Source organism: Actinomadura vinacea (assembly GCF_039532545.1).
Taxonomy (GTDB): Bacteria; Actinomycetota; Actinomycetes; order Streptosporangiales; family Streptosporangiaceae; genus Spirillospora; species Spirillospora vinacea.
Genome location: NZ_BAAARW010000023.1, coordinates 1 through 23,081, shown reverse-complemented (window position 1 = coordinate 23,081; position 23,081 = coordinate 1). Strand labels below are relative to the sequence as shown.

The 23,081-nt window shown below is 72.1% G+C and carries 20 protein-coding genes, 1 tRNA gene and 1 pseudogene; 12 read left to right on the top strand and 10 right to left on the bottom strand.

Features of this window, described 5'->3' with window-relative positions; translation table 11 throughout:
- Nucleotides 1–100: 100 nt before the first annotated feature.
- Nucleotides 101–553, top strand: coding sequence for a MarR family winged helix-turn-helix transcriptional regulator (locus ABD340_RS30800; protein ID WP_344593701.1), 453 nt, complete (start codon nucleotides 101–103; stop codon nucleotides 551–553).
- Here the strand turns inward: ABD340_RS30800 and ABD340_RS30795 are convergent.
- The 6 genes from ABD340_RS30795 to ABD340_RS30770 form a co-directional block, all read right to left on the bottom strand.
- Complete coding sequence (locus tag ABD340_RS30795) at nucleotides 537–1,721, bottom strand: amidase (protein ID WP_344593699.1); 1,185 nt, start codon at nucleotides 1,719–1,721, stop codon at nucleotides 537–539. The genes ABD340_RS30800 and ABD340_RS30795 overlap by 17 nt on opposite strands.
- Nucleotides 1,711–3,276 carry an ABC transporter ATP-binding protein gene (locus ABD340_RS30790; RefSeq protein ID WP_344593698.1) on the bottom strand — a complete coding sequence of 522 codons (1,566 nt, stop codon included), beginning with the start codon at nucleotides 3,274–3,276 and terminating at the stop codon, nucleotides 1,711–1,713. The genes ABD340_RS30795 and ABD340_RS30790 overlap by 11 nt, the downstream gene beginning before the upstream one ends.
- Nucleotides 3,273–4,097 (bottom strand): ABC transporter permease, encoded by an 825-nt coding sequence (locus tag ABD340_RS30785; RefSeq protein WP_344593697.1) that lies wholly within the window; start codon nucleotides 4,095–4,097, stop codon nucleotides 3,273–3,275. Before ABD340_RS30785 ends, ABD340_RS30790 begins: the two co-directional genes overlap by 4 nt.
- Before the next feature lie 110 nt (nucleotides 4,098–4,207).
- The gene (locus ABD340_RS30780) at nucleotides 4,208–5,197 is read right to left on the bottom strand and encodes an ABC transporter permease (protein WP_344593695.1); all 990 of its coding nucleotides are present in this window, start codon (nucleotides 5,195–5,197) and stop codon (nucleotides 4,208–4,210) included.
- 10 nt (nucleotides 5,198–5,207) lie between these two features.
- Complete coding sequence (locus tag ABD340_RS30775) at nucleotides 5,208–6,788, bottom strand: ABC transporter substrate-binding protein (RefSeq protein ID WP_344593694.1); 1,581 nt, start codon at nucleotides 6,786–6,788, stop codon at nucleotides 5,208–5,210.
- Between the two features lie 77 nt (nucleotides 6,789–6,865).
- Nucleotides 6,866–7,513, bottom strand: coding sequence for a DUF1444 family protein (locus ABD340_RS30770; protein WP_344593692.1), 648 nt, complete (start codon nucleotides 7,511–7,513; stop codon nucleotides 6,866–6,868).
- Between the two features lie 253 nt (nucleotides 7,514–7,766).
- Here ABD340_RS30770 and ABD340_RS30765 point away from each other — a divergent pair, with 253 nt between their 5' ends.
- The 8 genes from ABD340_RS30765 (at nucleotide 7,767) to ABD340_RS30730 (ending at nucleotide 17,490) form a co-directional block, all read left to right on the top strand.
- A complete protein-coding gene (locus ABD340_RS30765; RefSeq protein WP_344593690.1) occupies nucleotides 7,767–8,414 on the top strand; it encodes an ABC transporter permease in 648 nt (215 codons plus the stop codon).
- Nucleotides 8,407–9,609: an ABC transporter ATP-binding protein gene (locus tag ABD340_RS30760; protein ID WP_344593688.1), complete on the top strand. Its 1,203-nt coding sequence runs from the start codon at nucleotides 8,407–8,409 to the stop codon at nucleotides 9,607–9,609. The genes ABD340_RS30765 and ABD340_RS30760 overlap by 8 nt, the downstream gene beginning before the upstream one ends.
- Nucleotides 9,606–10,433 carry an ABC transporter permease gene (locus ABD340_RS30755; protein ID WP_344593686.1) on the top strand — a complete coding sequence of 276 codons (828 nt, stop codon included), beginning with the start codon at nucleotides 9,606–9,608 and terminating at the stop codon, nucleotides 10,431–10,433. The genes ABD340_RS30760 and ABD340_RS30755 overlap by 4 nt, the downstream gene beginning before the upstream one ends.
- A complete protein-coding gene (locus ABD340_RS30750) occupies nucleotides 10,434–11,453 on the top strand; it encodes a glycine betaine ABC transporter substrate-binding protein (RefSeq protein WP_344593684.1) in 1,020 nt (339 codons plus the stop codon).
- 400 nt (nucleotides 11,454–11,853) lie between these two features.
- Complete coding sequence (locus ABD340_RS30745) at nucleotides 11,854–12,549, top strand: hypothetical protein (RefSeq protein WP_344593682.1); 696 nt, start codon at nucleotides 11,854–11,856, stop codon at nucleotides 12,547–12,549.
- Nucleotides 12,546–15,032: an Hsp70 family protein gene (locus ABD340_RS30740; RefSeq protein WP_344593681.1), complete on the top strand. Its 2,487-nt coding sequence runs from the start codon at nucleotides 12,546–12,548 to the stop codon at nucleotides 15,030–15,032. The genes ABD340_RS30745 and ABD340_RS30740 overlap by 4 nt, the downstream gene beginning before the upstream one ends.
- On the top strand, nucleotides 15,029–15,940 hold the full coding sequence (locus ABD340_RS30735; protein ID WP_344593679.1) for a hypothetical protein: 912 nt from the start codon (nucleotides 15,029–15,031) through the stop codon (nucleotides 15,938–15,940). Before ABD340_RS30740 ends, ABD340_RS30735 begins: the two co-directional genes overlap by 4 nt.
- Nucleotides 15,937–17,490, top strand: coding sequence for a hypothetical protein (locus tag ABD340_RS30730; RefSeq protein WP_344593677.1), 1,554 nt, complete (start codon nucleotides 15,937–15,939; stop codon nucleotides 17,488–17,490). Before ABD340_RS30735 ends, ABD340_RS30730 begins: the two co-directional genes overlap by 4 nt.
- On the opposite strand, the gene ABD340_RS30725 is transcribed toward ABD340_RS30730, so the two are convergent.
- From ABD340_RS30725 to ABD340_RS30715, 3 genes are read right to left on the bottom strand one after another with little or no spacing between them, the layout of a single operon-like run.
- The gene (locus ABD340_RS30725) at nucleotides 17,487–18,974 is read right to left on the bottom strand and encodes a cobyric acid synthase (protein WP_344593675.1); all 1,488 of its coding nucleotides are present in this window, start codon (nucleotides 18,972–18,974) and stop codon (nucleotides 17,487–17,489) included. The genes ABD340_RS30730 and ABD340_RS30725 overlap by 4 nt on opposite strands.
- Nucleotides 18,971–19,870, bottom strand: coding sequence for a cobalamin biosynthesis protein (locus ABD340_RS30720; protein WP_344593878.1), 900 nt, complete (start codon nucleotides 19,868–19,870; stop codon nucleotides 18,971–18,973). Before ABD340_RS30720 ends, ABD340_RS30725 begins: the two co-directional genes overlap by 4 nt.
- Nucleotides 19,854–20,645 carry a phosphotransferase gene (locus ABD340_RS30715; RefSeq protein WP_344593674.1) on the bottom strand — a complete coding sequence of 264 codons (792 nt, stop codon included), beginning with the start codon at nucleotides 20,643–20,645 and terminating at the stop codon, nucleotides 19,854–19,856. Before ABD340_RS30715 ends, ABD340_RS30720 begins: the two co-directional genes overlap by 17 nt.
- A gap of 122 nt (nucleotides 20,646–20,767) precedes the next feature.
- On the opposite strand from ABD340_RS30715, the gene ABD340_RS30710 reads away from it, so the two are divergent.
- From ABD340_RS30710 to ABD340_RS48155, 3 genes and pseudogenes are all read left to right on the top strand, one after another.
- Nucleotides 20,768–20,844 (top strand) — tRNA-Arg (locus ABD340_RS30710).
- 373 nt (nucleotides 20,845–21,217) lie between these two features.
- Nucleotides 21,218–22,141, top strand: coding sequence for an IS3 family transposase (locus ABD340_RS30705; RefSeq protein ID WP_344593672.1), 924 nt, complete (start codon nucleotides 21,218–21,220; stop codon nucleotides 22,139–22,141).
- A 12-nt stretch (nucleotides 22,142–22,153) separates the two neighbouring features.
- Nucleotides 22,154–22,282, top strand: a pseudogene (locus ABD340_RS48155) (IS3 family transposase); the annotation flags it as partial.
- Nucleotides 22,283–22,306: 24 nt separating this feature from the next.
- On the opposite strand, the gene ABD340_RS30700 reads toward ABD340_RS48155, so the two are convergent.
- Nucleotides 22,307–22,675, bottom strand: coding sequence for a hypothetical protein (locus ABD340_RS30700; RefSeq protein ID WP_344593670.1), 369 nt, complete (start codon nucleotides 22,673–22,675; stop codon nucleotides 22,307–22,309).
- Nucleotides 22,676–23,081: the final 406 nt, after the last annotated feature.

Here is a 23,081-nt window from a genome sequence, read left to right as displayed (position 1 = left end):
GTAGCAAGCGCAAGCATTAGTTGCATAAGCCTTATACTTGCAAACGCCTGCTATCTCACCACGCAAGTAGCGGTGCGGGCAAACGGGAAGAGGGTGACCCATGTCACGCGATGGCTCGTCCGCCGTCGAGGCGCGCGCCCAGGGCTGGCGTACGCTCGCCGCGTTGCAGGCACGGATCGAGGAGAAGATCGAGCGCGCCCTTCAGGAGCGGCACGACCTGAGCGTCAACGAGTTCTGCGTGCTGCATCACCTGGCGGGGCCGAACGGCCGCCACACGCGCATGCAGCAGTTGGCCACCGTCCTGGTGCTCAGCCAGAGCGCCACCACCCGGCTGGTCGCCCGACTGGAGAAGCGCGGCCTGCTGACCCGGGTGCTGTCGGAGGAGGACCGGCGCGGCATCTACGCCGAGGCCACCGCGGAGGGACGGGCCCTGCTGGAGAAGGCCGCCCCCACCCACAACGAGGCCCTGGACGCGGCACTGGCCGAGGCCGCCGATCTGCCCGAACTGACGCCGCTCGTCGAGGCGCTGGAGAAGCTCAGCTTGAAGGTCTGACGGACGCGATCAGTTGGAGGAGGGCGCGGTCGGTGCCGCGGGCGCCGATGGCGCACAGGCCGACCGGGAGACCGTCCACCGGTGGCATCGGCAGTACGGCGGCGGGCAGTCCGGCGATCGACGACAGGCAGGTCAGCCGCAGCGTCCTGCCACGGTAGGCGTCCATCACCGCCGGGTCCAGGTCCACCGGCGGCGCGGGGGCGGTCGCGGCGGGAAGGAGCAGCGCGGTGCCCTGCTCGATGGCGGCGCGCAGCGTCCCGCGCGCCTCGTCCACGATCCGCTGGGCCGCCGCGCGGTCACCAGACGGCAGGTCGCGGCCGGCGGCGAACCGGGCCATCACACCGGAGCCGAGCGAGCCGGGGTGGGCCTCGATCCACGCCCCGTGCCGCTCCCACGCCTCGGCGGCCTGGACGGCGCGGAACGCGTGGAACCACGCCTCCAGGCGTCCGCCCGTCAGCGACTCGACCCGCCGGACGCGCCGCCCGCCGGCGAGCGCCGAGCACGCCGTCTCGAACGTCGCCCGGGTCGCCGGCTCCGCCAGCGCCAGCACGTCCTCGGCGATCAGGAACGACTCCACGGGCTCCGGCTTCCCGGGTGGGAGCAGCACGTCGCCGGCGCTTTCCAGCAGGCCCGCGTCCCGGGCGAACCAGCCGACGGTGTCGTACGAGGCCGCCAACGCCAGCAGCCCCTCCCGGGCCACCAGGTCGTGCGTGGTCCGCAGCCCGTACAGGCCGCAGTGCGAGGCCGGGACGCGCACCGACCCGGCGGTGTCGGTGCCCAGCCCGAGGTCTGCGACTCCCAGCGCGACCGCCGCGGCCGGGCCGTTGCTGGACCCGCCGGTGAGCCGGCCGGGCGCGGCCGGGTTGGGCGGGGTGCCGTAGTGCTTGTTGGTCCCGTTCAGGCTGAAGGCGAGTTCGTCGGTCTGCGCGATCCCCGTGACGTCCGCGCCCGCGTCCAGGAGCGCCTGCACGGCCCAGGCGTTGCGCTCCTCGACGGGCGCCCCGGCGAGCCAGTCGGGGTTGCCCGCGCCGACCGGGTGCCCGGCGACCGCGTACAGGTCCTTGACCGCGACGCGCGTCCGGGCGAGCGGACCGCCGGCCGCGCCGCGCACCAGCGGTTCGCCGACCTCCCTCCACACAGGACCGGGGACCGCTCGTTCAGCGTCCATGCCGCCCATGCGCCGCCTCCTCATCCGCCTGGTGATCAAGCACGGTACCGGCCCAGAGCGCGCGCGTCTCGTCGTGGGACGCCGCCCCGAGCCGGACCGCGGGCAGGTCCTCGACGATCCGTCCGGCGGCCAGCACGACCACGCGGTCGGCGACCCGCCGCGCGACCCGCAGATCGTGGGTCACGAAGACGACCGAGAGGCCCTCGTCGCGGCGCAGCCGGGCCAGCAGCGCCAGGATCCGCTCCTGGGCCAGGACGTCCAGGCCGGTGGTGGGCTCGTCGGCCAGCAGGATCCGCGGACCGGCGGCCAGCGCGCGGGCCAGCGCCACGCGCTGCCGTTCGCCGCCGGAGAGCGTCGCCGGCCGCCGTCCGGCCAGCTCCGGGTCGAGTCCCACGCGTTCTAGCAGGGCGGCGACGTCGGTCTCCGGATCGGCCTCGGCGATGACGCGCCCGACGGTGTAGCGGGGGTCGAACGAGGCGAGCGCGTCCTGGAAGACCAGCCCGGCCTCGCGCCGCACGGCCCGGCGGTCCCGTTCGCGCGCCGCCCACACGTCCCGGTCGCCGGCCATGACGGTTCCGGCCTCGGGACGGTCCAGCCCCGCCAGCACGCCGACCAGCGTGGACTTCCCCGACCCGCTACGGCCGACGACCGCGACCGACTCGCCCGCGCGGACGTCCAGGTCGACCCCGTCCAGGGCGATGGTGGGGCGGCCACGGCCGTGCAGGACGCGGCGCACGGCCCGCACCGAACGCACCGGCTCCCCCGCCTCCTCGTCCGGGGACGCGAACGGGGCGTCCAGACGCGCCGCGGCCACCAGCTCGCGCGTGAACGGCTCCGCGGGCTCGGCCAGAATCCGCCCGCTCGGCCCCTGCTCGATGACCCGGCCCTCCGACAGGACGGCGATCTCGTCGGCCCACCGTCCGGCGACGGCCAGATCGTGGGTGATCAGCAGCACCGCGCGGCCGTCCGCGCGGGCCTGGGCGCGGATCGTGTCGAGGACCGCGGCCTGCGTGACCGGATCCAACGCGGTGGTGACCTCGTCGGCGACGAGCAGCCCCGGCTCCAGAACGGTGGCCAGCGCGAGCGCGGCCCGCTGCGCCTGCCCGCCCGACAGCTCGAAGGGGCGGGCGTCCCACACCTCGGCGGGATCCAGTCCGCAGCGTTCCAGCGCGGCGGCCCCCGCCTCGCGCGCGTCCCCCGCACCGTGCGCGCGCACCGTCTCGGCGAGGTGCCGGCCGATGGTGATGACCGGATTGAGCGCCGCGGCGGCGTCCTGGAAGGCGTACCCGACCCGGCGGCCCCGGACGGCGCGCAGCTCGCGGCGGCCCAGCCGCATGACGTCCACCCCGCCGAGCAGCACGCTCCCGGTCGCCCGCACGCCCGCCGCCGGGTCGTGCAGCCGGACCACCGACCGCGCCGTGAGGCTCTTGCCGCTGCCGCTAGGCCCGGCCAGCGCGACGACCGCGCCCGCCGGGACGGCCAGGGACAGCCCGTCCACCACCCGCCGCCCGCCCGGCACGGTCACCGCCAGATCGCGGATCTCCAGCGCGTTCACCAGTCGCTCCCGTCGTCGGGCCGGGCGACCGCCGAGGCGATCACGTTGACCGCCAGGATCGTCACGACCACGCAGGCGGCGGGGAACGCCACCGTGTACCACTCGCCGGTCAGCAGGTGGGCCTGCGCCTCGGTGAGCAGGTTGCCCCAGCTGGGCCGGTTCGGCGGGACGCCGAGGCCGAGGAAGCTGAGGGTGGACTCGGTCAGGATCGCGTGCCCCACCTCGAACGCGGCGATCGACGCGATCGGCGGCACCGCGCCGGGCAGCAGGTGCCGGCGCAGCACCTGGCCGCGGGACAGGCCCAGCGCGTACGCGGCCCGCACGTACGGCCGCTCGCGGCGGCTGATCAGCTCGGCCCGGGCCACCAGCGCGACCGGCATCCAGCTGGTCACGGCCACGGCCAGGACGACCGTGCCGAGCGACGGGCCGATGACGGCGGCCAGCGCCAGCACCACCACCAGCATCGGCAGCGACAGCAGCACGTCGGCCGAGCGCGAGATCAGCTCGTCCAGCCGGCGCGGCCCGGCCGCGGCCAGCCCGCCCAGCAGCACCCCGGCGACCACCGTGATGGAGCCGGCGGCCAGGCCGACCAGCAGCGAGGTCCGCGCCCCGAACAGCAGCCGGGCGAGCAGATCGCGGCCCAGGTTGTCGGTGCCGAGCGGGTGGCCGGGCGAGCCGGGCGCCAGGCTGGTCGCGGTGGTGTCGGTCGCGATCGGGTCGTACGGGGTGAGCAGGGGCGCGAGGGCCGCGAGCAGCACCAGCACCGCCAGCACGCCCCCCGCACCCCACAGTCCGGCCGAGCCTCGCACGGGGATCCGCACGGCCAGCAGCCCACCGGGGCGACGCGGCGTGGACGGCGGCTCAGACGGTGGCGGCGTCCCGTCCCCCGAGCACGGGACGCCGCCACCGGGCTCTTCGACGACCGCCCGCCTCACGCCGACCCGCCGCGGGGGGTGGTCAGGCGGACGCGGGGGTCGAGCCAGGCGACGGCCAGGTCGCCCAGCAGGTTGGCCAGGACGACGATGACGCCGGTCACCAGGACCACGGCGGTGAGGACGGGGTAGTCCTGTTCCCGGGCGGCGAGGATCGCCTGGCGTCCCACGCCCGGCCAGGAGAAGATCATCTCGGTGGCGTAGGCGCCCGCGATCAGGCCGCCGACGCCCACGCCGAGCCGGGCGGTGAACGGGACCAGCCCCGGCCGGAGCAGGTGCCGGACGACGACCGTCCGGCGGCGCAGGCCGCGCGCCCGGGCGTTCTCCACGTGCGGGGCGGTGCGCAGCCGGGCCACTCCGGTCTCCACCAGCCGCGCGTAAGTCCCGAAGTGGTGCCCGAACGCCAGCGCCACGGCGGGCAGCACCAGGTGCGGCGCCACCCCGGCGAGCGTGACCGGCTCCCCGGGACGCAGCGGACCGCCCGACGGGAACCAGCGCAGCCAGGCCGCGAAGACCCAGAGCAGCAGCAGCGCGGCCACGAAACCGGGCATGCCGCCGAGCGCGAACAGCGCCGTCTCGATGCCGCGGCGCAGCCAGGCCCGCCGGGTGAGGGCGGCGGCCGTCCCGACCGCGATGGCGCCCGCCACGCTCAGCAGCACCGCGACGGCGGTCAGCAGCGCCGTCCACGGGACGGTGTCCGCGAGGGTCTCGGTGACCCCTCGGCCGGTCGCGTAGGAGTCGCCGAAGTCGCCGCGTACCGCGTCCGCCGCCCAGCGGCCGTACCGGACGGGGAGCGGGTCGTGCAGGCCCATGTCGCGTTCCAGCCGCTTCACGGCGGCGGGGCTGGGCGGGCGGCCGCCCGACCGGGCCTCCAGGATGGAGAACGCCGGGCTGCCGGGCGCGAGGTCCAGGAGCGCGAAGCACAGCGCCGACAGGGCGGCGACGACCGCCAGGGCCGTCGCCGCCCGCCTGAGCAGGAATCTGGTCACCGGGACGCCGTCACCACGACCACTTCTCGGCGTTCCAGAAGAAGCCGTAGCCGTGGTGGCCGAGGGTGCGCCGGGCCGGGCCCTTCAGTGCCGCGGGGACGGCGTTGGCGGTGCGCAGGTAGGAGATCCACACGAACGGGGGGTCCTCGGCGAGCGCCTTCTGGAAGTCGGCGTAGGCCGCCTTCCGCTCGGCCGGATCGGAGGTGTCGCGGGCCCGGTCGAGGGCCTTGTCGACATCGGGGTTGGAGTAGGTGCCGTAGTTGGAACCGCCCTTGTCGAGGGCCTGGGACGAGTGGAACGGTCCGTACACCGAGGTGTCGGGGTCGTACGGCGTGCCCCAGCCGACGACGAAGGCCTCAAGGTCGCCCCAGTGCTTGCGGACCCAGTCGCGGGGCCGCGGGTTCGGCACGACGTCGAAGCCCTTCGCCTTGAGTTGCGTGGCGGCGACGTTCAGGATCGCGACGCGCGAGGAGTCCTCGGCGAAGGTGCTGAGTTCGAACCGGACGGTCTTGCCGTCCTTCGCCCAGAGGTTCTGGGCGTTCTTCGCGTATCCCGCGGTCTTCATCAGCTCGTCGACCTTGGCGGGGTCGTGCGTGAACGGCGCGGCGCCGGGAGCCTTGTACGGGCTCTCGTCCAGCGGACCGGTCGCCGGCGTCCCCTGGCCCAGCAGCACGCTCTTGACGAACGCGTCCCGGTCGACGGCGTGGTTCATCGCCTGCCGGATCCGCCGGTCGGCGAAGACGGGCTTCTTGAAGTTGAACATCAGCGCCCGGTAGTCGGCGGTCGGGTAGGTCTCCACCCGCAGCCGGCCGTCGCCCCTGACCTTGGCGAGCTGCTGCGGCTGCACGTGGGCGCCGTCGACCTCGCCGTTCTTGAGCTGGATCAGCCGCGCGGTGTCGTCCGGCACGTACTTGACCACGATCTTGGGGAGTTTCGGCCGGCCCTCGTAGTAGCCGTCGAACGGCTCGAGCTCCGCGTACTGCCCCGGCTTGTACCCGGTCAGCCGGAACGGGCCGGCGCCGACGGGCCGCTGCCCGAACCCCGCGTCGGTGATCTTCTTGCCCTTGAGCAGGTGCTCGGGCAGCAGGCCGGCCGACACCACGTCCAGCAGCGGCGCGAACGGCTTGCCGAGCTTCAGCGTGACGGTGGTGTCGTCGGGGGTGTCGACCGACGACACGGCGGTGAAGTTGCGCGACAGCGGCGCGTCGGCGCCCGCGCCCTTCATCGCCTCGACGGTGAAGCGCACGTCCCGGGAGGTGATCGGCTTGCCGTCGTGCCAGGTCAGGCCCGGACGCAGGGTGAAGGTGTACTCCTTCTCGTCCTTGGACACCCGCCAGGAGGAGGCCAGCCCCGGCACCACCCGGTTCGCGGCGTCGTGCCGGGTCAGCCCGCGGAAGACCAGCTCGGTCACGGGGTCGGTGTGCTCGTCCTGCAGGGCCGGGTTGAAGGTGTCGGGTTCGTCGCCGAGCGCGTAGGTGAAGGTGCCTCCGGTGCGGCCGCCGGACGAGCCGCCGGTTCCGCAGCCGGTGGCGGCCAGGAGGGTGGTGGCCGCGGCGGCGAGCGCCCCGAGGGCGAGGGCGGGCTTCTGCATAAGACTCCTTGTTGCACATTCTTCGCAACAAGGGACTATAGCCGCCCGCGATCACGGCACAGAAAACCGGCCCCGGGTCAGCCGGCGGCCAGGGGCGTCCAGCCGCCCCCGCGCCAGACCCGCAGCTCACGGGTCAGCAGATGGCCCGACGGCACGTCCCAGGCCGGGTCGGCCTCGCCCTCGGCGGGCTCCTCCGACCACACCCGCTCCACCGCCCAGCGCAGCTTGTCGACGCCGTCGGGGTGCCCGGTGCCGGAGGCCACGAAGACGTCTCGGGCCGGCGTCGCCACCACCAGGTCGCCCTCGACGTCCTGGGCCAGCTTCTCCAGGAAGCCGTCGTCCAGCGCCAGGCCCGCCTCCAGGCCCCCCTCGCCCAGCGACACCGTCACCGCGCGGGCGTCCGGGTACCAGCTCATCCGCAGGTCCGGACGCAGGTTGCGCAGGTTCACGGTGGCCGCGCGGCGCAGCTCCTCGGGGGCGATGCCCAGCTCGGCGCAGTGCCGGCGGGCGATGTGCTCGTACCGGCGCCCGCCCGGCTCCGGGCGCAGCGCCGTCCCGGCCGCCGCCTCCCCGGCCAGCTCCAGCGCGTAGGTGATGTACAGGTCGCCCGCGAACGGGTCGCGGATCGGCTCCTCCTCGGCGGGCAGCGGGAACTCCAGCTGCACTTCGGCCGGCACCCGGGCCTTCATCAGCGGGACGATGAGACTGGTCCGCGACTCGGTCAAGGCACGTTCCTCCTGAGGCGGGTGAGGTTCCGAGCGGCACACTACCGGGATCCGCACCTACCCTGGCCGTACGCCCCGCCAGGGGGCGGCCTGTCCGGAGCCCGTCCGCGGCCCCGGTTCGGAGCCCCGCCCCGGCCGGTGCCGCCGAAGACGAAACAAGCGTTGGATGTCCGCTTTCAAGACGAATGTGAATCGTGATCTATACGTGAGGTGATCGACTCCCCCCGCCGGGTACCGAACAGCCGGAGGGAACGTGAACTTCTGGGAATACTTGAGCAGTCGGCGTGAACTGCTCTTCTTCGAGACCTGGCAGCACGCCAGCATGGTCTTCCAGTGCGTGCTGGCCGCCCTGGTGCTGGGCCTGATCATCGGCCTGGCCGTCTACCGGCGGCCCGGCCTGGCCGGGATGGCCACCGGCACCGCCGGCGTGATCTTCACGATCCCGTCGCTGGCGCTGCTGGGCCTGCTGATCACCCCGCTCGGGCTGGGCGTGGCGCCCAGCGTGGTGGCGCTCACGCTGTACTCGCTGCTGCCGATCGTGCGGAACACGATCGTCGGCCTGAACGGGGTGGACGCCACGCTGGTCGACGCCGCCCGCGGCATCGGGATGAGCCGCCGCGCGATCCTGCTGCGGGTGGAACTGCCGCTGGCGTGGCCGGTGATCCTCACCGGGGTCCGGGTCTCCACCCAGCTGGCCATGGGCATCGGCGCCATCGCCGCCTACGTCTCCGGCCCCGGGCTGGGCGAGCAGATCTTCTCCGGGCTGGGCCGGCTCGGCGGCGCCAACGCCGTCAACATGACGCTGGCCGGAACGCTCCTCATCATCCTCCTGGCCCTGCTCTTCGACGGCTGCTACCTCCTGATCGGCCGCCTGACCACCTCGCGAGGGATCCGTGCGTGACACATCCGATACATCCGACACGTCCGACACCCCCGCGGGCGGCATCGAGCTGATCAACGTCACCAAGCGGTTCCCCGGCCAGCGGACGCCCGCCGTGGACGACATCACGCTGACCGTCCCGGCGGGCGAGATCGTGGTGCTGCTCGGCCCCTCCGGCAGCGGCAAGACCACCACGATGCGGCTGATCAACCGGCTGATCGAGCCCACCTCCGGCAAGATCATCGTGGCCGGGCGGGACGCCATGGGCCTCGACCCCACCGAGCTGCGCCGCCACATCGGCTACGTCATCCAGAACGCCGGGCTGTTCCCGCACATGACCGTCGGCACCAACGTCGGCCTCGTCCCGCAGATGCTCGGCTGGGACAAGAAGCGGATCGCCGAGCGGGTGGACGAGCTGCTGCACTTGGTCGCGCTCGACCCGGCCACCTACCGCGACCGCTACCCCCGCGAGCTGTCGGGCGGGCAGCAGCAGCGGGTCGGCGTCGCCCGCGCGCTGGCCGCCGACCCGCCCGCGATGCTCATGGACGAGCCGTTCGGCGCGCTCGACCCCATCACCCGCGAGCGGCTCCAGGACGAGCTGCTCCAGCTCCAGGAGGAGCTGGGCAAGACGATCGTGTTCGTCACGCACGACGTGGACGAGGCGCTGAAGCTGGGCGACCGGATCGCGATCCTGCGCGAGGGCTCGCACATCGCCCAGTACGGGACGCCGCAGGAGATCCTGCTCAACCCGGCCGGCGAGTACGTGGAGCAGTTCCTCGGCGGCGGCCAGGCGATGAAGCTGCTGAAGTTCGGCCGGGTCGCCGACGTGCCGCTCTACCAGGTGCCCGAGGCGGCCCCGGACGAGGACGCCGACACCGTCCGGGCCCGGATCGAGGCCTGGGAGGACGGGGCGTTCGGCATCGTCCTGGACGAGCACCGCCGCCCGCTGCGCTGGATCACCCTGGAGGACCTGGAGGGGGTGTCCGGTCCGATCGGCGAGCGCGGCGAGCCCACCGCCACGCCGATCCGCGGACGCATCACGCTCCAGCAGGCGCTGGAGGCACTGATCCAGATCGAGCAGGAGTGGGTGCCGGTCGTCGGGGCGCGCGGCGTCTACCGGGGCACCGTCACCCTCGCGACGCTGCAGAACGCCATCAAGGAGATGAAGGACCGCACCCGCAGCCGGCGGTTGGAGGACAAGGCGGCGGGCACATGAGCGAGTCCCCGGGCACGACGGCCACGGCGGCGCCCCCGCCGGAGCGGCACCCGGCCGAGGGCACCCCGGAAGCGGCCGCCTCGGCCCTGCACGCGCCCACCGCGGGACGGTCCTGGCGAGCGCTGCTGGAGCCGCTCGTCATCGTCCTGGTCGGCGCCGGCTGGCTGCTGTACGTGGAGAACTCCGACCTCGACAGCATCGAGTCCCGCAGCCTGGCGCCGGGCTACGTCGCGCAGAAGACCTGGGAGCACATCGAGCTCACCGTCGTGTCGACGCTCCTGGTGCTGGTCATCGCGATCCCGCTGGGGATCCTGCTGAGCCGCCGCTGGGCGCGTCCCGCGACGCCGGCGGTGCTGGTCGTCGCCAACATCGGGCAGTCCGCGCCGTCCATCGGGATGGTGGTGCTGCTGGCGGTCCTGTGGGGCGTCGGGTTCTGGACGGCGATCGTGGCGCTCGTCGCGTACGGGGTGCTGCCCGCCCTGCGCAACACGATGGTCGGGCTGCAGCAGGTCGATCCGACCTTGACCGACGCCGGACGGGGCATCGGCATGTCCCCGCTCGCCGTGCTGGGCCGGGTCGAGCTGCCGCTGGCCGTCCCGGTCATCCTGGCCGGGATCCGCACCACGCTGATCCTGATGGTCGGCACGGCGGCGATCGCCTCGTTCATCAGCGGCGGCGGCCTGGGCGACCTGGTCACCACGGGCGTCACCACGCAGCGCACCCCGGTCCTGCTCACCGGCTGCGTCCTGATGGCCCTGCTCGCGCTGCTCATCGACTGGATCGGCGGCATCGCGACCCGCCTCCTGTCGCCGAAGGGACTTTGAATGGACCCCCGCCTAGTGAGACGCCACCGCGCCGGGCGCACTCCCCGCCGCCGCGGGCGGGCGCTGATCGCCCTGCTGTCCTGCGCGCCGCTCGCGCTGGCGGGCTGCGGGCTGAAACCGGCCTCGGCGTTCGTGCCGTCCATCGAGCCGGGGAGCATCCGGCCGATCCCCTCGCTGCGGGACGCCGAGATCAAGGTGACCTCGAAGGAGTTCACCGAGCAGCTGATCCTGGGCAAGATCGCCGTGCTGGCGCTGACCGCCGCCGGAGCCGACGTCGTGGACCACACCAACGTCCAGGGCAGCGTCACCTCCCGCAAGTCGGTCACCGGCGGGGAGAACGATCTGGCCTGGGAGTACACGGGCACCGGGTGGATCAACTACCTCGGCCAGGAGAACCCGATCCCCGATCCGCGGCGGCAGTTCGAGGCCGTGCGCGATCTGGACATGAAGCGGAACCGGATCGTGTGGCTGGCGCCGCCGGCGCCCGGCAACAACACCTACACGATGGTCGTCACCCCGGCGTCCCAGAAGAAGTACGGCCTCAGGTCGCTGGCCGACATGGCCAAGGTGCCGGTCGGCCAGCGGACGTTCTGCGTCGAGTCGGAGTTCTTCTCCCGCAACGACGGCATGCGCGGGATGTTCCAGCGGTACGGGCTGGCGTACGGGTCGAGCGTCCCGGCGGGCAACGTGCGGCAGATGGCGGCGGGAGTGGTCTACAACGCGACCGTCAGCGGCAGCTGCGTCTTCGGGGAGGCCTACGAGACCGACGGCCGGATCCAGGCGCTCGACTTGCGGCCGCTGACCGACGACCGCAAGTTCTTCCCCAACTACAACCCGGCGGTGGTGGTGCGGGAGCAGGTGCTGCGGCGGCATCCCGAGCTCACCGCGCTGTTCGCCGTGATCAGCCCGAAGCTGACCACGGCGGTGCTGCGCGACCTGAACAGCAAGGTGGACGTCGGCGGCGAGGACCCGGTGTTCGTGGCCCGCGACTGGATGCGCCGGCAGGGCCTCATCCGCTGACGATCAGTGGGCGCGGTCCGGCGGCACCGCACCTGCCGGACAATCCGACATAGCAAACATAAAGGAAATATGAGACGAGCATTCGGTGCACCCTCGAGCACGAAATTAACCAAAGACAGGTGGCCGGATCCGGCCACCCCATCCTCCGAACACATCGCGCATTCCCGGTCCGGCACACCGATCCGGCACCGGTTCCCAGGCAAGACGATCAAGGTAATGGGAGGAAGGCGCCCTTCCCCCCGGTCCCGCGGCCGGCCCGCAACCGGCGCCTGGCCCCCGCCCGCGCGCCCCGGGAACCCGCCGCACACCGCGGGCACAAGGAAATACACCCTGGACATTCCACCTTCCAGAGCGGGAAAATCTCCCTCGCATCGGGCATGATCGGGAGGAACTCACGGGGATGGCGCGCGTTCTGTCGAGGGCCGGAGCCGCGCTCCGGCAGTTCCGGCACCCCCGGGAATTCAGAATCCAGGCGTCCGCATGGCCGGACGACGCACTCACCGCACTCGCCGAACTGGCGCGCACGGAATCGGCGCGCGCGGAACCGGCAAGCACGGAACCGGCAGGCACGGGGGCCGCGGCCGCACCGTCCGGCCCCACCGCGGAGACCGACACCGTCCCCGGGGGCCGTGGGGAGGACACCGTCCCCGCCGAGGGCGCGGGTCCGGCCGCCGACACGGTCACCGACCTCCCGCTCCAGACGGCGGGCGACGCGGCCGGCCCCGACGGCCTCTCCGGCCATTCCCTCGCCGACGTGGCGACCAGCCTGTGGCGGCTGCGCACACGGATGGACCGGATGGACGACCCGCCGCGCGCGATCGTCCGCCACCTGGAGACGGCCTGGGACGCCCTCGCCGACGCCGACGTCGTGATCAAGGACCATCTCGGCGAGCCGTTCGACGTCGGGCTGGCCATGTCGGTGGTCGCCTACGAGCCCACCCCGGGCCTGGGCCGCGAGCAGATCATCGAGACCGTGCGTCCCGGCGTCTACCTGGGTGGACGGTCGATCCAGATGGCCGAGGTGATCGTGGGGACGCCGGAACCGCCGCCCGAGGCGCAGGCAGCCGGAGCGACGGAGGAAACGCGCACGCCATGACCAGGACCACGATCGATTTCGGGATCGACCTCGGCACCACCAACAGCGCGATCGCCAGGCTCAACGGCGTCGAAGCCGAGATCATCAAGAACGACCTCAGCTCCGACACCACGCCCTCGGCGGTGATGGTCGACCGCCGCGGCCGCCTCATCGTGGGGCAGGCCGCCAAGCAGCGCGGGGAGAGCGACCCCGACAACACCTGCCTGGAGTTCAAGTCCCAGATGGGCACCACCGGCCAGCCGAAGGTGTTCGCGGCCGCCGGCCGGTCGATGGAGCCCGAGGAGCTGTCGGCCGAGGTGCTGCGCTCGCTGCGGCACGACGTCGCCAAGCGCACCGGCGAGGAGATCACCTCGGCGGTCATCACCGTGCCCGCGGCGTTCGAGCTGAGCGCCTGCGACGCGACCCGGCGGGCGGCCGAGCTGGCCGGGCTGACCCACGCGCCGCTGCTGCAGGAGCCCACCGCGGCGGCGCTGGCCTACGGCTTCCAGACCGACGACGAGAACGCGTTCTGGCTCGTGTACGACTTCGGCGGCGGCACCTTCGACGCCGCCGTGGTCAACGTGCGGGACGGCGAGTTCACCGTCGTCAACCACCGCGGCGACAACTTCCTGGGCGGCAAGCTGCTGGACTGGGCGATCGTCGAGGAGCTCCTCGTCCCGGCGGTGGCCCGCGAGTTCGGGCTCAGCGACCTGCGCCGCGGCAACCCCGCCTGGCGCGGGGCGATCAACAAGCTGAAGCTGGCCGCCGAGGCGGCCAAGGTCCAGGTCTCCAGCGCCGAGTCCGCGAACCTCTTCGTCGAGCTGAAGGACGACTCCGGGCAGCCGTTCGACTTCGAGTACGACCTGATGCGGGCCGATGTTGAACGCCTCATGGAGCCGTTCATCGTCCGGTCGGTCAACCTGTGCCGCAAGGCCCTGGAGGAGAGCCGGCTCGGCCCCGGCGACATCCAGAAGGCGCTGCTGGTGGGCGGTCCCACGCTGACGCCGTACCTGCGCGAGCGCCTCGCCGACCCGCGCGAAGGGCTCGGCATCCCGCTCGACCACGGCCAGGACCCGATCACCGCGGTCGCCCGCGGCGCCGCGATCTTCGCCGGCACGCAGCGGCTCGACACCGTCGCGGCCGCGCCCGCGCCGACCGCGGGCGAGTACGCGGTCGCGCTGGAGTACCGCCCGGTCGGGCCCGACATCGAGCCGTTCATCGGCGGCAGGGTCACCGGCGGCGACACCGCCGGCTACTCGGTCGAGTTCGTCAACCCCGAGAGCATGCCGCCGTGGCGCAGCGGGCGGATCCCGCTGTCGGCCGAGGGCACCTTCACCGCCACGCTGTGGGCCGAGAAGGGCCGCGCCAACACCTTCCAGATCGAGCTCACCGACCCGACCGGCGCGCTCAAACCGGTCACCCCCGGCACGCTCACCTACACGGTCGGCGTCGTGGAGACCCAGCCCCCGCTCATCCACTCGGTCGGGATCGGCCTCGCCGACAACGAGGTCGACTGGCTGCTCAAGAAGGGCACGCCGCTGCCGGCCCGGCGCCAGATATCGCTGCGCACCACGGTCGGGCTCAGCCGCGGCCAGGGCGAGGGCATGATCCGCATCCCGGTCGTCGAGGGCGAGCACCACCGCGCCGACCGCAACCGGCAGATCGGCCGGCTGGAGGTCAACCCCGAGCAGATCCGGCGGGACGTGCCGGAGGGCAGCCAGGTCGACCTCACGCTCCTCATCGACGAGTCCAGGCTGGTGGTCGCGCGGGCCTACATCCCGCTCCTGGACGAGGAGTTCGAGCACGCGATCAACCTGCAGACCGAGACCGCCCCCGACCCCGGCCGGCTGGCCCGGGACGTCGCCGCCGAGAAGCAGCGGCTGCAGCAGGCGCGGCGGCGGGCGTCGGAGTTCGCCGACCCGCGCGCCGAACAGGTGCTGGCCAGGATCGACAACGAGCGCATCGTGCCCGACCTCGACAAGCTCGTCGACGCCGCCAAGGTCGACCCGGGCGCGGCCATCACGGCCGAGAACCGGCTGCGCGACCTGCGCGCCGCGACCGACGAGGTCGAGGACGAGCTGGAATGGCCGGCGCTGGTGCAGGAGGCCCGCGAACTCATCCCCGCCGTGCGCGAAGTCGTCCGCGACCGCGGCAAGACCGCCCACCAGAGCCTGCTGGAGACCGGCGAGGCGGCGATCCAGGAGGCCATCGCCGCGCACGACGCCGACCTGCTGCGGCAGCGCGTCGCCGAGCTGCGCCAGCTGGCCCTGCGGGTCCTGGACGAGTCCGGCGACCTGGCCTTCCTCGCCTTCGACGAGCTGCGCACCCTCCAGCCGGAGATGCGCGACCAGCGCGAGGCCGAGCAGCTGATGGCCACCGGCCGGCGCGCGGTGGAGACCAACGACGTCGCCACGCTGCGGCAGGTCAACGCCGCCCTCGGCGAGCTGCTGCCCACGCCGCCGCCCCCGCCGGACCCGTTCAGCACCGTCCGGCGGAGCCGGTGAGCGGCGCCCCGCCGGCGCCCATGCCGGCCGCGCTCGCGGTGCGCGAGGTGGCGCTCGCCCAGGCCCGGGAACTGGCCCGGGCCGGCCGCCTCGACGAGGCCGCGGAACTGCTGGACGGCCTGCCCGACGAGGACGCCCGGGACGCCGCCGTCCTCGACCTGAAGGCCCGCGTCCACGCCCAGCGGGGCCGGCTGGACGAGGCCGACCGCTGCTGGGCCGAGGCCGCCGCGCTGTCCCCCGGGCACCGGGCGGCCGCCGAGGGACGGCGCCGCATCGCCGCCGTCCGCGAGCGGGCCGCCTCGGGCGGGATCGCCGGACGCGCCCTGACCGCCCGGTTCGCGCTGCGGGCCGCCGCGGCGCTGGTGACGCTGCTCGCGTTCGTCATGCTGGCCGACCTGTGGCTGGACGACGGCGAGCGGACCGACCCGGCGGCCGCCCCGGCCGCCACCGCGCCCGCGCCGTCGGCCACACCGTCGGCCGACGTCCTGGCCGGGCTCCGACTGGACGGTCCAGGAGTGCGTGTCCAGCGGCGTCCCGGCGAGATCGCGGTCACCTTCGACCGCGGGCTGTTCCGCGACGGCGCGACCCTCTCCACCCAGGGCCGGGCCGTCCTCAACACCCTCGGAACGCGGCTGCGCCCGCACGGCGACCGCCTCACCGTCGCCGTGATCGGCCACACCGACCGCAGCGCGGTACGGCCCGGCGGCGAGTACGCCAGCAACGTCGAGCTCGGCACCGTCCGCGCCACCGTCGTCCGCGAGGTGCTCCGCACGTCCGCGCGGATCCCCACCTCCAGGTTCTCGGTGTCGACCCTGGCGGGCATGCTGCCGCCGTACCCGGACGACGGCTCCGGCGCCGCCCGCAACCGCACGGTCACCCTGCGCATCTCCACGGCGGGTGCGCGATGAGCGCCGCCCGGGCCGCCTTCTTCACCCGCGTCGGGCCCGAGCTGTACCGGGAGAACCCGTTCCGCGTCGCCGGGCTGCCCATCGACGCGAGCGCCCGCGACATCCGGCGCCGCTCCGAGGAACTCCAGATCCAGGCGAAGATCGGAGCCGCGCCAGGCTCCGGCTCGTCCCTGCTGCCGCTCGACCCGCCGCCCGACCTGGAGACCGCCAAGGAGGCGATCCAGCGGCTCCGCGACCCGCTGCGCCGTCTCGAGGACGAGCTGTTCTGGTTCTGGCCCTCGCACAACGCCGCGTCCAAGGGCGTCCGCGACGAGGCGCTGGAGGCCCTGCGCACCGGCGACCTCGACCGAGCCGAGGAACTGTGGACCAGCCCCGGCCCTGGCCGCGCCACCGCCGTCGCCGCGCACAACCTCGCCGTGCTGGCCCACGCCCGCGCGCTGGACGCCGACGGCCTCGACGGGCAAGAACTCTGGGCCAAGGCACTGCACAACTGGCGGGCCGTCCTCGACAACGACGCGTTCTGGGACCTGGTCGCCGCCCGCGCGCGCGACGCCGACGACCCCCGGCTCGGCCCCGGCGCCGCCGCCGAGATGCGCGACCACCTGCCCGCCGCGCTGCTGTCGATCAGCGCCCGGCTGGCGGTACGGGTCTCCCAGGACGGCGGCCACGCCCAGGCGACCGCCCACGTCGACCTGGTGCGCCGTGCCGGCTTCCCCGAGCGGGCCGTCGACACGGCCCTGCGCGACGCCGCCGGCCACGAAACCGGCCGGCTCCGCTCGCTCAGCCAGTCCGCCCTCGACCGCGCCGCCGCCGACCCCACCACCGGCGCCGGCGAGGCGAGACGCCTCCTCGACCAGGCCGAGCCCGTGCTGACCGCGCTGGGAGCGGTACTTCCGCCCGACGACTCGCTGCTCCAGGGCGTCCGCGACGAGATCGCCGCGCACGCCATGCGCTGCGTGGTCATGTACGTCAACAAGACCGACGGCTGGCGCGACGCCTCCGTCCCGCTCGAACGCGCCATGGCCATCGCCGCCACCGAGGCCAGCCGCGCCCAGCTCCAGAAGAACCTCGACACCGTCCAGGACAACCTCGTCTACGCCACCTGCTGGTTCTGCAAGGAACGCGCCCCCGACGAGGGGGCGATCTACGAGCAGCAGATGTACGGCGACGTCAACCGGCAGGTCGTCTCGTACGGCTACAACGCGCGGCAGATCCAGACCACGTGGCGGAAGCTGACCGTCCGCGTGCCGCGCTGCGCGCAGTGCAAACAGGAGCAGAGCAGCCGCACGACCAAGGTGTGGGGCATCGGCTGCACCACCAACGTCGTCGTGCTGGCCCTGGCGATCCTCCTGATGATGTCCGGCGTGGTCGCCCTCGGCATCATCCTGATCATCGCCGACGTCATCGGGTTCTTCGCGGTCGCCGGCATGGCCGGGACCAACGGGCTGCCGAAGCAGCAATTCGTGTCCCTCAGCGAATTCCCCCCGATCAGGGAGCAGCTCCGCTCCGGCTGGCTGTTCGGCGAGAAGCCCCCGAACGCGGGCAATTAACCGCCGGGAGGAAGAACCGGCAATCCCGACGGGGCGCCGTGCTCGATCAGCCGCCAGAGCGCGCCGGTGTCGAGATGCTCCTCCACCAGATCTCCAAGAACGTCCAGCGTGGCCTCGCGCAGGGCCTCGAACGACACGTCCGGCGCGGGCGTGAAATCCCGTCCGGCCCGACGCGCCACATCCGCCAGGAACGCCCGCCGGAAACCGTCGTTCTCCATCGCGCCATGCCAGGTCGTCCCCCAGACCGCACCTACCCGGCACCCGTCCAGGAACGGCTCCCCGCCCTCCACGTCCACGATCCCGTGGTGGATCTCGTACGCACGGACCGGCTCGCCGTACGCCCGCCCCACCGGCCGTCCCAGGATCTTCTCCCCCTGGAAGACCGTGCTCGCCGGCAGCAGGCCCAGCCCGTCGACGCCGCCCGCACCCGACTCGTACTCGTCGTCGATGTGCCGGGCCAGCATCTGGAACCCGCCGCACACACCGAGCACCGGCTGATCCCGCTTCACCCGCCGGACGATCTCGTCGGCGATGCCGCGCTCCCTCATCCACGCCAGATCCGCCACCGTCGCCCGCGTCCCAGGCAGGACCACCAGGTCCGCGTCGACCAGATCGCCCGGACTGGCCGCGTACCGCACCACCACACCCGGCTCGCAGCGCAGCGCGTCCAGATCGGTGAAGTTCGAGATCCGCGGGAACCTGACCACCGCGACGCGCAGCGACTCGTTCCCGTACGGCGCCCGGGCGTCCTGCCGCGGCGCGTCCAGCGCCAGCGTGTCCTCCGAATCGAGATACAGCCCCAGCTTCCAGGGCAGCACGCCGAACGTCGGACGCCCGGTCAGCGCCGCCAGCCGGTCCAGCCCCGGCTCCAGCAGCTCCGCCGCCCCCCGGAACTTGTTGATCACGAACCCGGCGATCAGCGCCTGGTCCGCCGGCTCCAGCAGCGCCACCGTCCCGAACAGCGAGGCGAACACCCCGCCGCGGTCGATGTCCCCGACCACGACCACGGGCAGCCCCGCCGCCCGCGCCAACCCCATGTTGACGATGTCTCCGTCCCGCAGGTTGATCTCCGCCGGGCTCCCCGCCCCCTCGCAGACCACCACGTCGCAACCGGCGCGCAGCTCCGCCAACGACTCGGCGACCACCTCGCGCAGCCGCTCCTTGTGCGCCCCGTACTCCAGCGCGTCCACCTCGGCCACCGGCCGCCCGAGCACCACCACCTGGCTGCGCCGGTCGCTCCCCGGCTTGAGCAGCACCGGATTCATGATCGCCCGAGGCTCGATCCGGGCCGCCTGCGCCTGCATGTACTGCGCCCGGCCGATCTCCGCCCCGTCCATTGTGACCATCGAGTTCAGCGACATGTTCTGCGCCTTGAACGGCGCCACCTTGACACCCTGCCGCGCCAGCCAGCGGCAGATCCCCGCCGCCACCACGCTCTTGCCCGCGTCCGAGGTCGTCCCCGCGACCAGCAGCGCCCCGCTCAACGCCGCACCCCGTACACCAGCAACGCGGCCGCACCCGTCACCACGGCCGACAGCCGGACGGCCCTCCGCACATCTCGCGCCTCCGGCGCACGCCCGTCCCCCATCTCAGGACGCGCCTCGACCCGTCCGCCATAGGCGTTGACCCCGCCCAGACGCACCCCCAGCGCCCCCGCAAAGGCCGCCTCGCACCTCCCGGCGTTAGGGCTGGGGTGTTTGCCCCCGTCTTTCCTGAAAACCCGCCACGCTTTCCCTCCCGAACACGCGACGACCAGGAGCCCGGTCACCCGCGCGGGCACCCAATTGAGCGCATCGTCCAGCCGGGCCGCCGCCCACCCGAACCTCTCGTACCGGGGACTCCGATAACCCACCATGGCGTCCAGCGTGTTGGCCGCCCGGTAGGCCAGCAACCCCGGCACACCCGCGACCAACCCCCACACCAACGGCGCCACGGCCGCGTCCGAGGTGTTCTCCGCAACGGACTCCACCGTCGCCCGCGCCAGTTCGCTCTCGCCCAACCCGGCGGGATCCCGCGCACACAAATGAGAAAGCCTGCCCCTCGCCGCCTCCAGATCGTTCACCTCCAGAGCACGCGCCATCTCGCGCCCCTCACGTCCCAACGAGGTGCCCCCCAATACGGCCCACGTGGCAACCGCGGTGACGCCCATACGCCAAACAGGCCGCTCGCTCACCCTCTCCAGAACCGCACCGACCCCCGCGGCACCCCCGACCAGGACCCCCGTGAAAATCAGCCCGCGCACCTTCGAGTCGCCGTAGACCCTCCGCTCCAAGCGCCTGGCCACCTGGCCGAAAGCGGCCACCGGATGCCCTCGGCGCGGATCCCCCAGGAGAGCGTCCAGAGCGACCCCTAGCAACAGGCCCTCACGCGAGCCGCGCATCAAGCTCATCCCAGTTCCGTTCCAACCAGTCCTGCGCCCTGCGGATCCGATGCCCCGCACCCTTGTGCCAGAGCCGCGCCCAAGCACCCCCCTGCTCCGCCCTGAACCGCATCGCCTCGTACGACCGCTCGAACCGCAACCGCGCCGCAGGCAGCACCTCCCGCCGCCTGTCACGATCCAACCCATAGGCGTCGCAGAACACCCGGAGCCGCTCCCCCACATCGACCGCGCACAACCGCCAGTCCCGATCCGCGGGATCCGCGATGGGCGCCCAATGCCGCAACGTCGTCACCACGTCGTACATCCGGGTCGTCGGCCGCGCCAGATCGAAATCGATCAGCCCCACCGGCCTCCCACCTCGGAACACCACGTTCTCCGGCGTCACATCGCAGTGCCCCACCAACTCAGGCGGCCCGTCCAAACGCGACGCTTGATCGTCCCACCGCGCGTCCTCCGGCACCTCATAGGAAGCCACCGCCTCGTGGTAGCGCCGCAACAACAACGCCACCCCCACCAGTGCCTCCCGCGTCACCGCATACCGCGGCAGAGGCCGCCCAGGAGCCTCCCCCGCGACCCAGCTGAGCACTTCCCGCCCTTTGCCGTCCACGCCAAGCACCCGAGGCGCCCCATCGAACCCGACCCGCTCCAGATGCCGCAACAACCCGTGCACCGCAGAACTATGCGCCCCACAGGGCCGGCGCACCGTATCCCCGACCCGAACGACGCCCTCCGTCACATCCCCACCGGAGAGCGGCACCTCCACCTCGACCACCACACCCCAGAAGATAAGCCGTCCCAGCCACCGCACAGACCGGTTTCCGCACCACTGCCAGGCACACCACACCATTACCCTCGTGCGAAGACCACGGATCGCGCTCTACACTCAGGGCGCAACAGGCGCCCATAGCTCAGCCGGATAGAGCATCGGTCTTCTAAACCGACGGTCGGGGGTTCGAATCCCTCTGGGCGCGCCACCCCTGACCTGCAAAAACATCAATGACCACCTGGTCATTCGCCGCCCGGTACGCCCCGATCTGCCCCGTGTTGCTCGATGTTCGCTCGCGGGCACCGACCGAGACACACCCAGCCCAAGACGTCAGGCTGTCATCGCATCCCGACCCGCCTTCCAATCCGCCCCCAACAGCGCCGCCGTCCCCTTGCCTCGTCAGTGGGACGCGACGGCGGGACGTGTGAATCGTGGAACGCAGGCCAGTGAGGCGGGACCTCCGAGGCCGTCCCGGGTATCACTGGCGCGGGTACCGTAGCTGCCCTCAGACAACGCCAGTTCCCGAAGAGCTCCTACTGCCCAGCACTATTGCGGCACTGCCGTCGACTTCTCATGCCGAGTTGAGTGCGCCCGTGTTCTGCGCGGACAAGACATGGAAGCTCCACGCTTTGGTTCGCGCAGGTCTCATGTCAGTAGTCCAGCAGGTAGCGCAGCTTTTCCGCGGGCGCTTCCTCCGGCGGGAAGTGGCCAGCCTGGATCAAACCGCCGCGCACGTCGGCGGCCTAGATCTTTCAGACGTCGAATGGGTCGTACCACTACCCGACCGGGCCGGTGGCGTTCCACAGAACCAGCGTGGGACACGTGATGCGCCAGCGGCCGCAGTCGGCCTGGTCGTCGGCCGCGTCCAGGGCGGTGGCCCCGCGGTACTGCTCGCAGATGGCATGCACGGTGTCGAACTATTGAAACTGATCCGCGCCATTCATGAGGAGTTTAGGTCCAGTTACGGATCGCCGCGGGTGCATGCCGAGCTGACGCTGGGGCTGGGCGAACCGGTCAACCGCAAGCGGGTCGAGGCTGATGCGCCAGGCCGGCATCCAGGGGATCCACCGGCGAGCCGCCGCAACCAGGCGCACCAGGCCACCGAGGAAGACCTGGTCGGACGCGACTTCACCGTGGACGCACCGCACCAACTGTGGGTCACCGACGTCACCGAGCACCCGACCAAGGACGGGAAACTGTACTGCGCCGCGGTGCTGGACTGCTTCTCCAGCCGGATCATCGGCCATTCCATCGATATCCGCCAGACCAGCACCCTGGTCATCGACGCGATGGCCGCTGCTGTGGCCCGCCGCAATCTGACCACCGATGCGACGATTCTGCATTCCGATCACGGCTTTCAATATACGTCTTGGGCATTCGGTCGGCGGCTGCGCGAGGCGGAGCTGCTGGGCTCGATGGTCACGGTCGGTGATTGTTTCGACAATGCCATGATGGAATCTTTCTGGGGAACGATGCAGACCGAGTTGCTTGACGTCAAGAAATGACAATCGCGCGCCGAGTTGGCAGCCGCGATGTTTGAATGGATCGAGTGCTGGTACAACCCGTTCAGAAGGCATTCCAGCATCGGAATGCTCAGCCCGGTCACCTTTGCGGAACAGCACAAAGCCTCACAGACCGGACGCTGACCCATCTCACCACAGGTGGCCGTGCTACGGGGGGAAGCTCACATCCACCATCTCGTGATGTCCGGTTACGACGATTTCCGCAAGTACGTTGTAAACTCTGCGGTCCGCAGCTTCAAGCTCGACCGGAATTTCACCGCCGACCATTTCGGCGCAATCTTGTTCGAGCAAGCGCTTGGACTCGGATGGACTCCAGAACGCTTCGGTGACATGGATCGCTACCTTCCGGGCCCGCACTCCCCGGACGGCGAGAAGCGCGAAGGATACGCGCAGAAGTACATCTGGGTGGCGTTCAAACAGCTCGTCGGACGAATGACCGACCGGTACGACCTCGACCCGAAGCATCGCGACGACCAGCACATCCAGTACGAAACGCCGCTGGACGTCTACGGACACGACATCGATCCGACGGTGTTGCAACGTCGAACCGAGAATCGGGTCTATGCCGATTCCCCCGTCACCTGGTATGCCCCGGTCGGGGCCCGAATCCGGGAGCCCGACCGGCCTGCTTCTCGCCGATCACCCCTACAAGGCCGACTGGCCCAACCTGGACGGTCACGACGGCAGCCGCTGGGGGCACAACACCCTGCCAGGCTCACTGGCCGTCACCACCACCCGCTACGGCGGCGTCACCGACTGGGACCAATCCGATAGCAAGCACCGCTACACGTTCCTCCCCTCCACGACGTTCTGCTCGGCGTTGAACCTTAAGCGGGCTGGCGAATTCCAATGGGGAACTGGACCGCCCCGGCAATGTTGGAGGCCGGATCGCTTGCATCTCAGCCGGTCTGGGGTGCAGGCC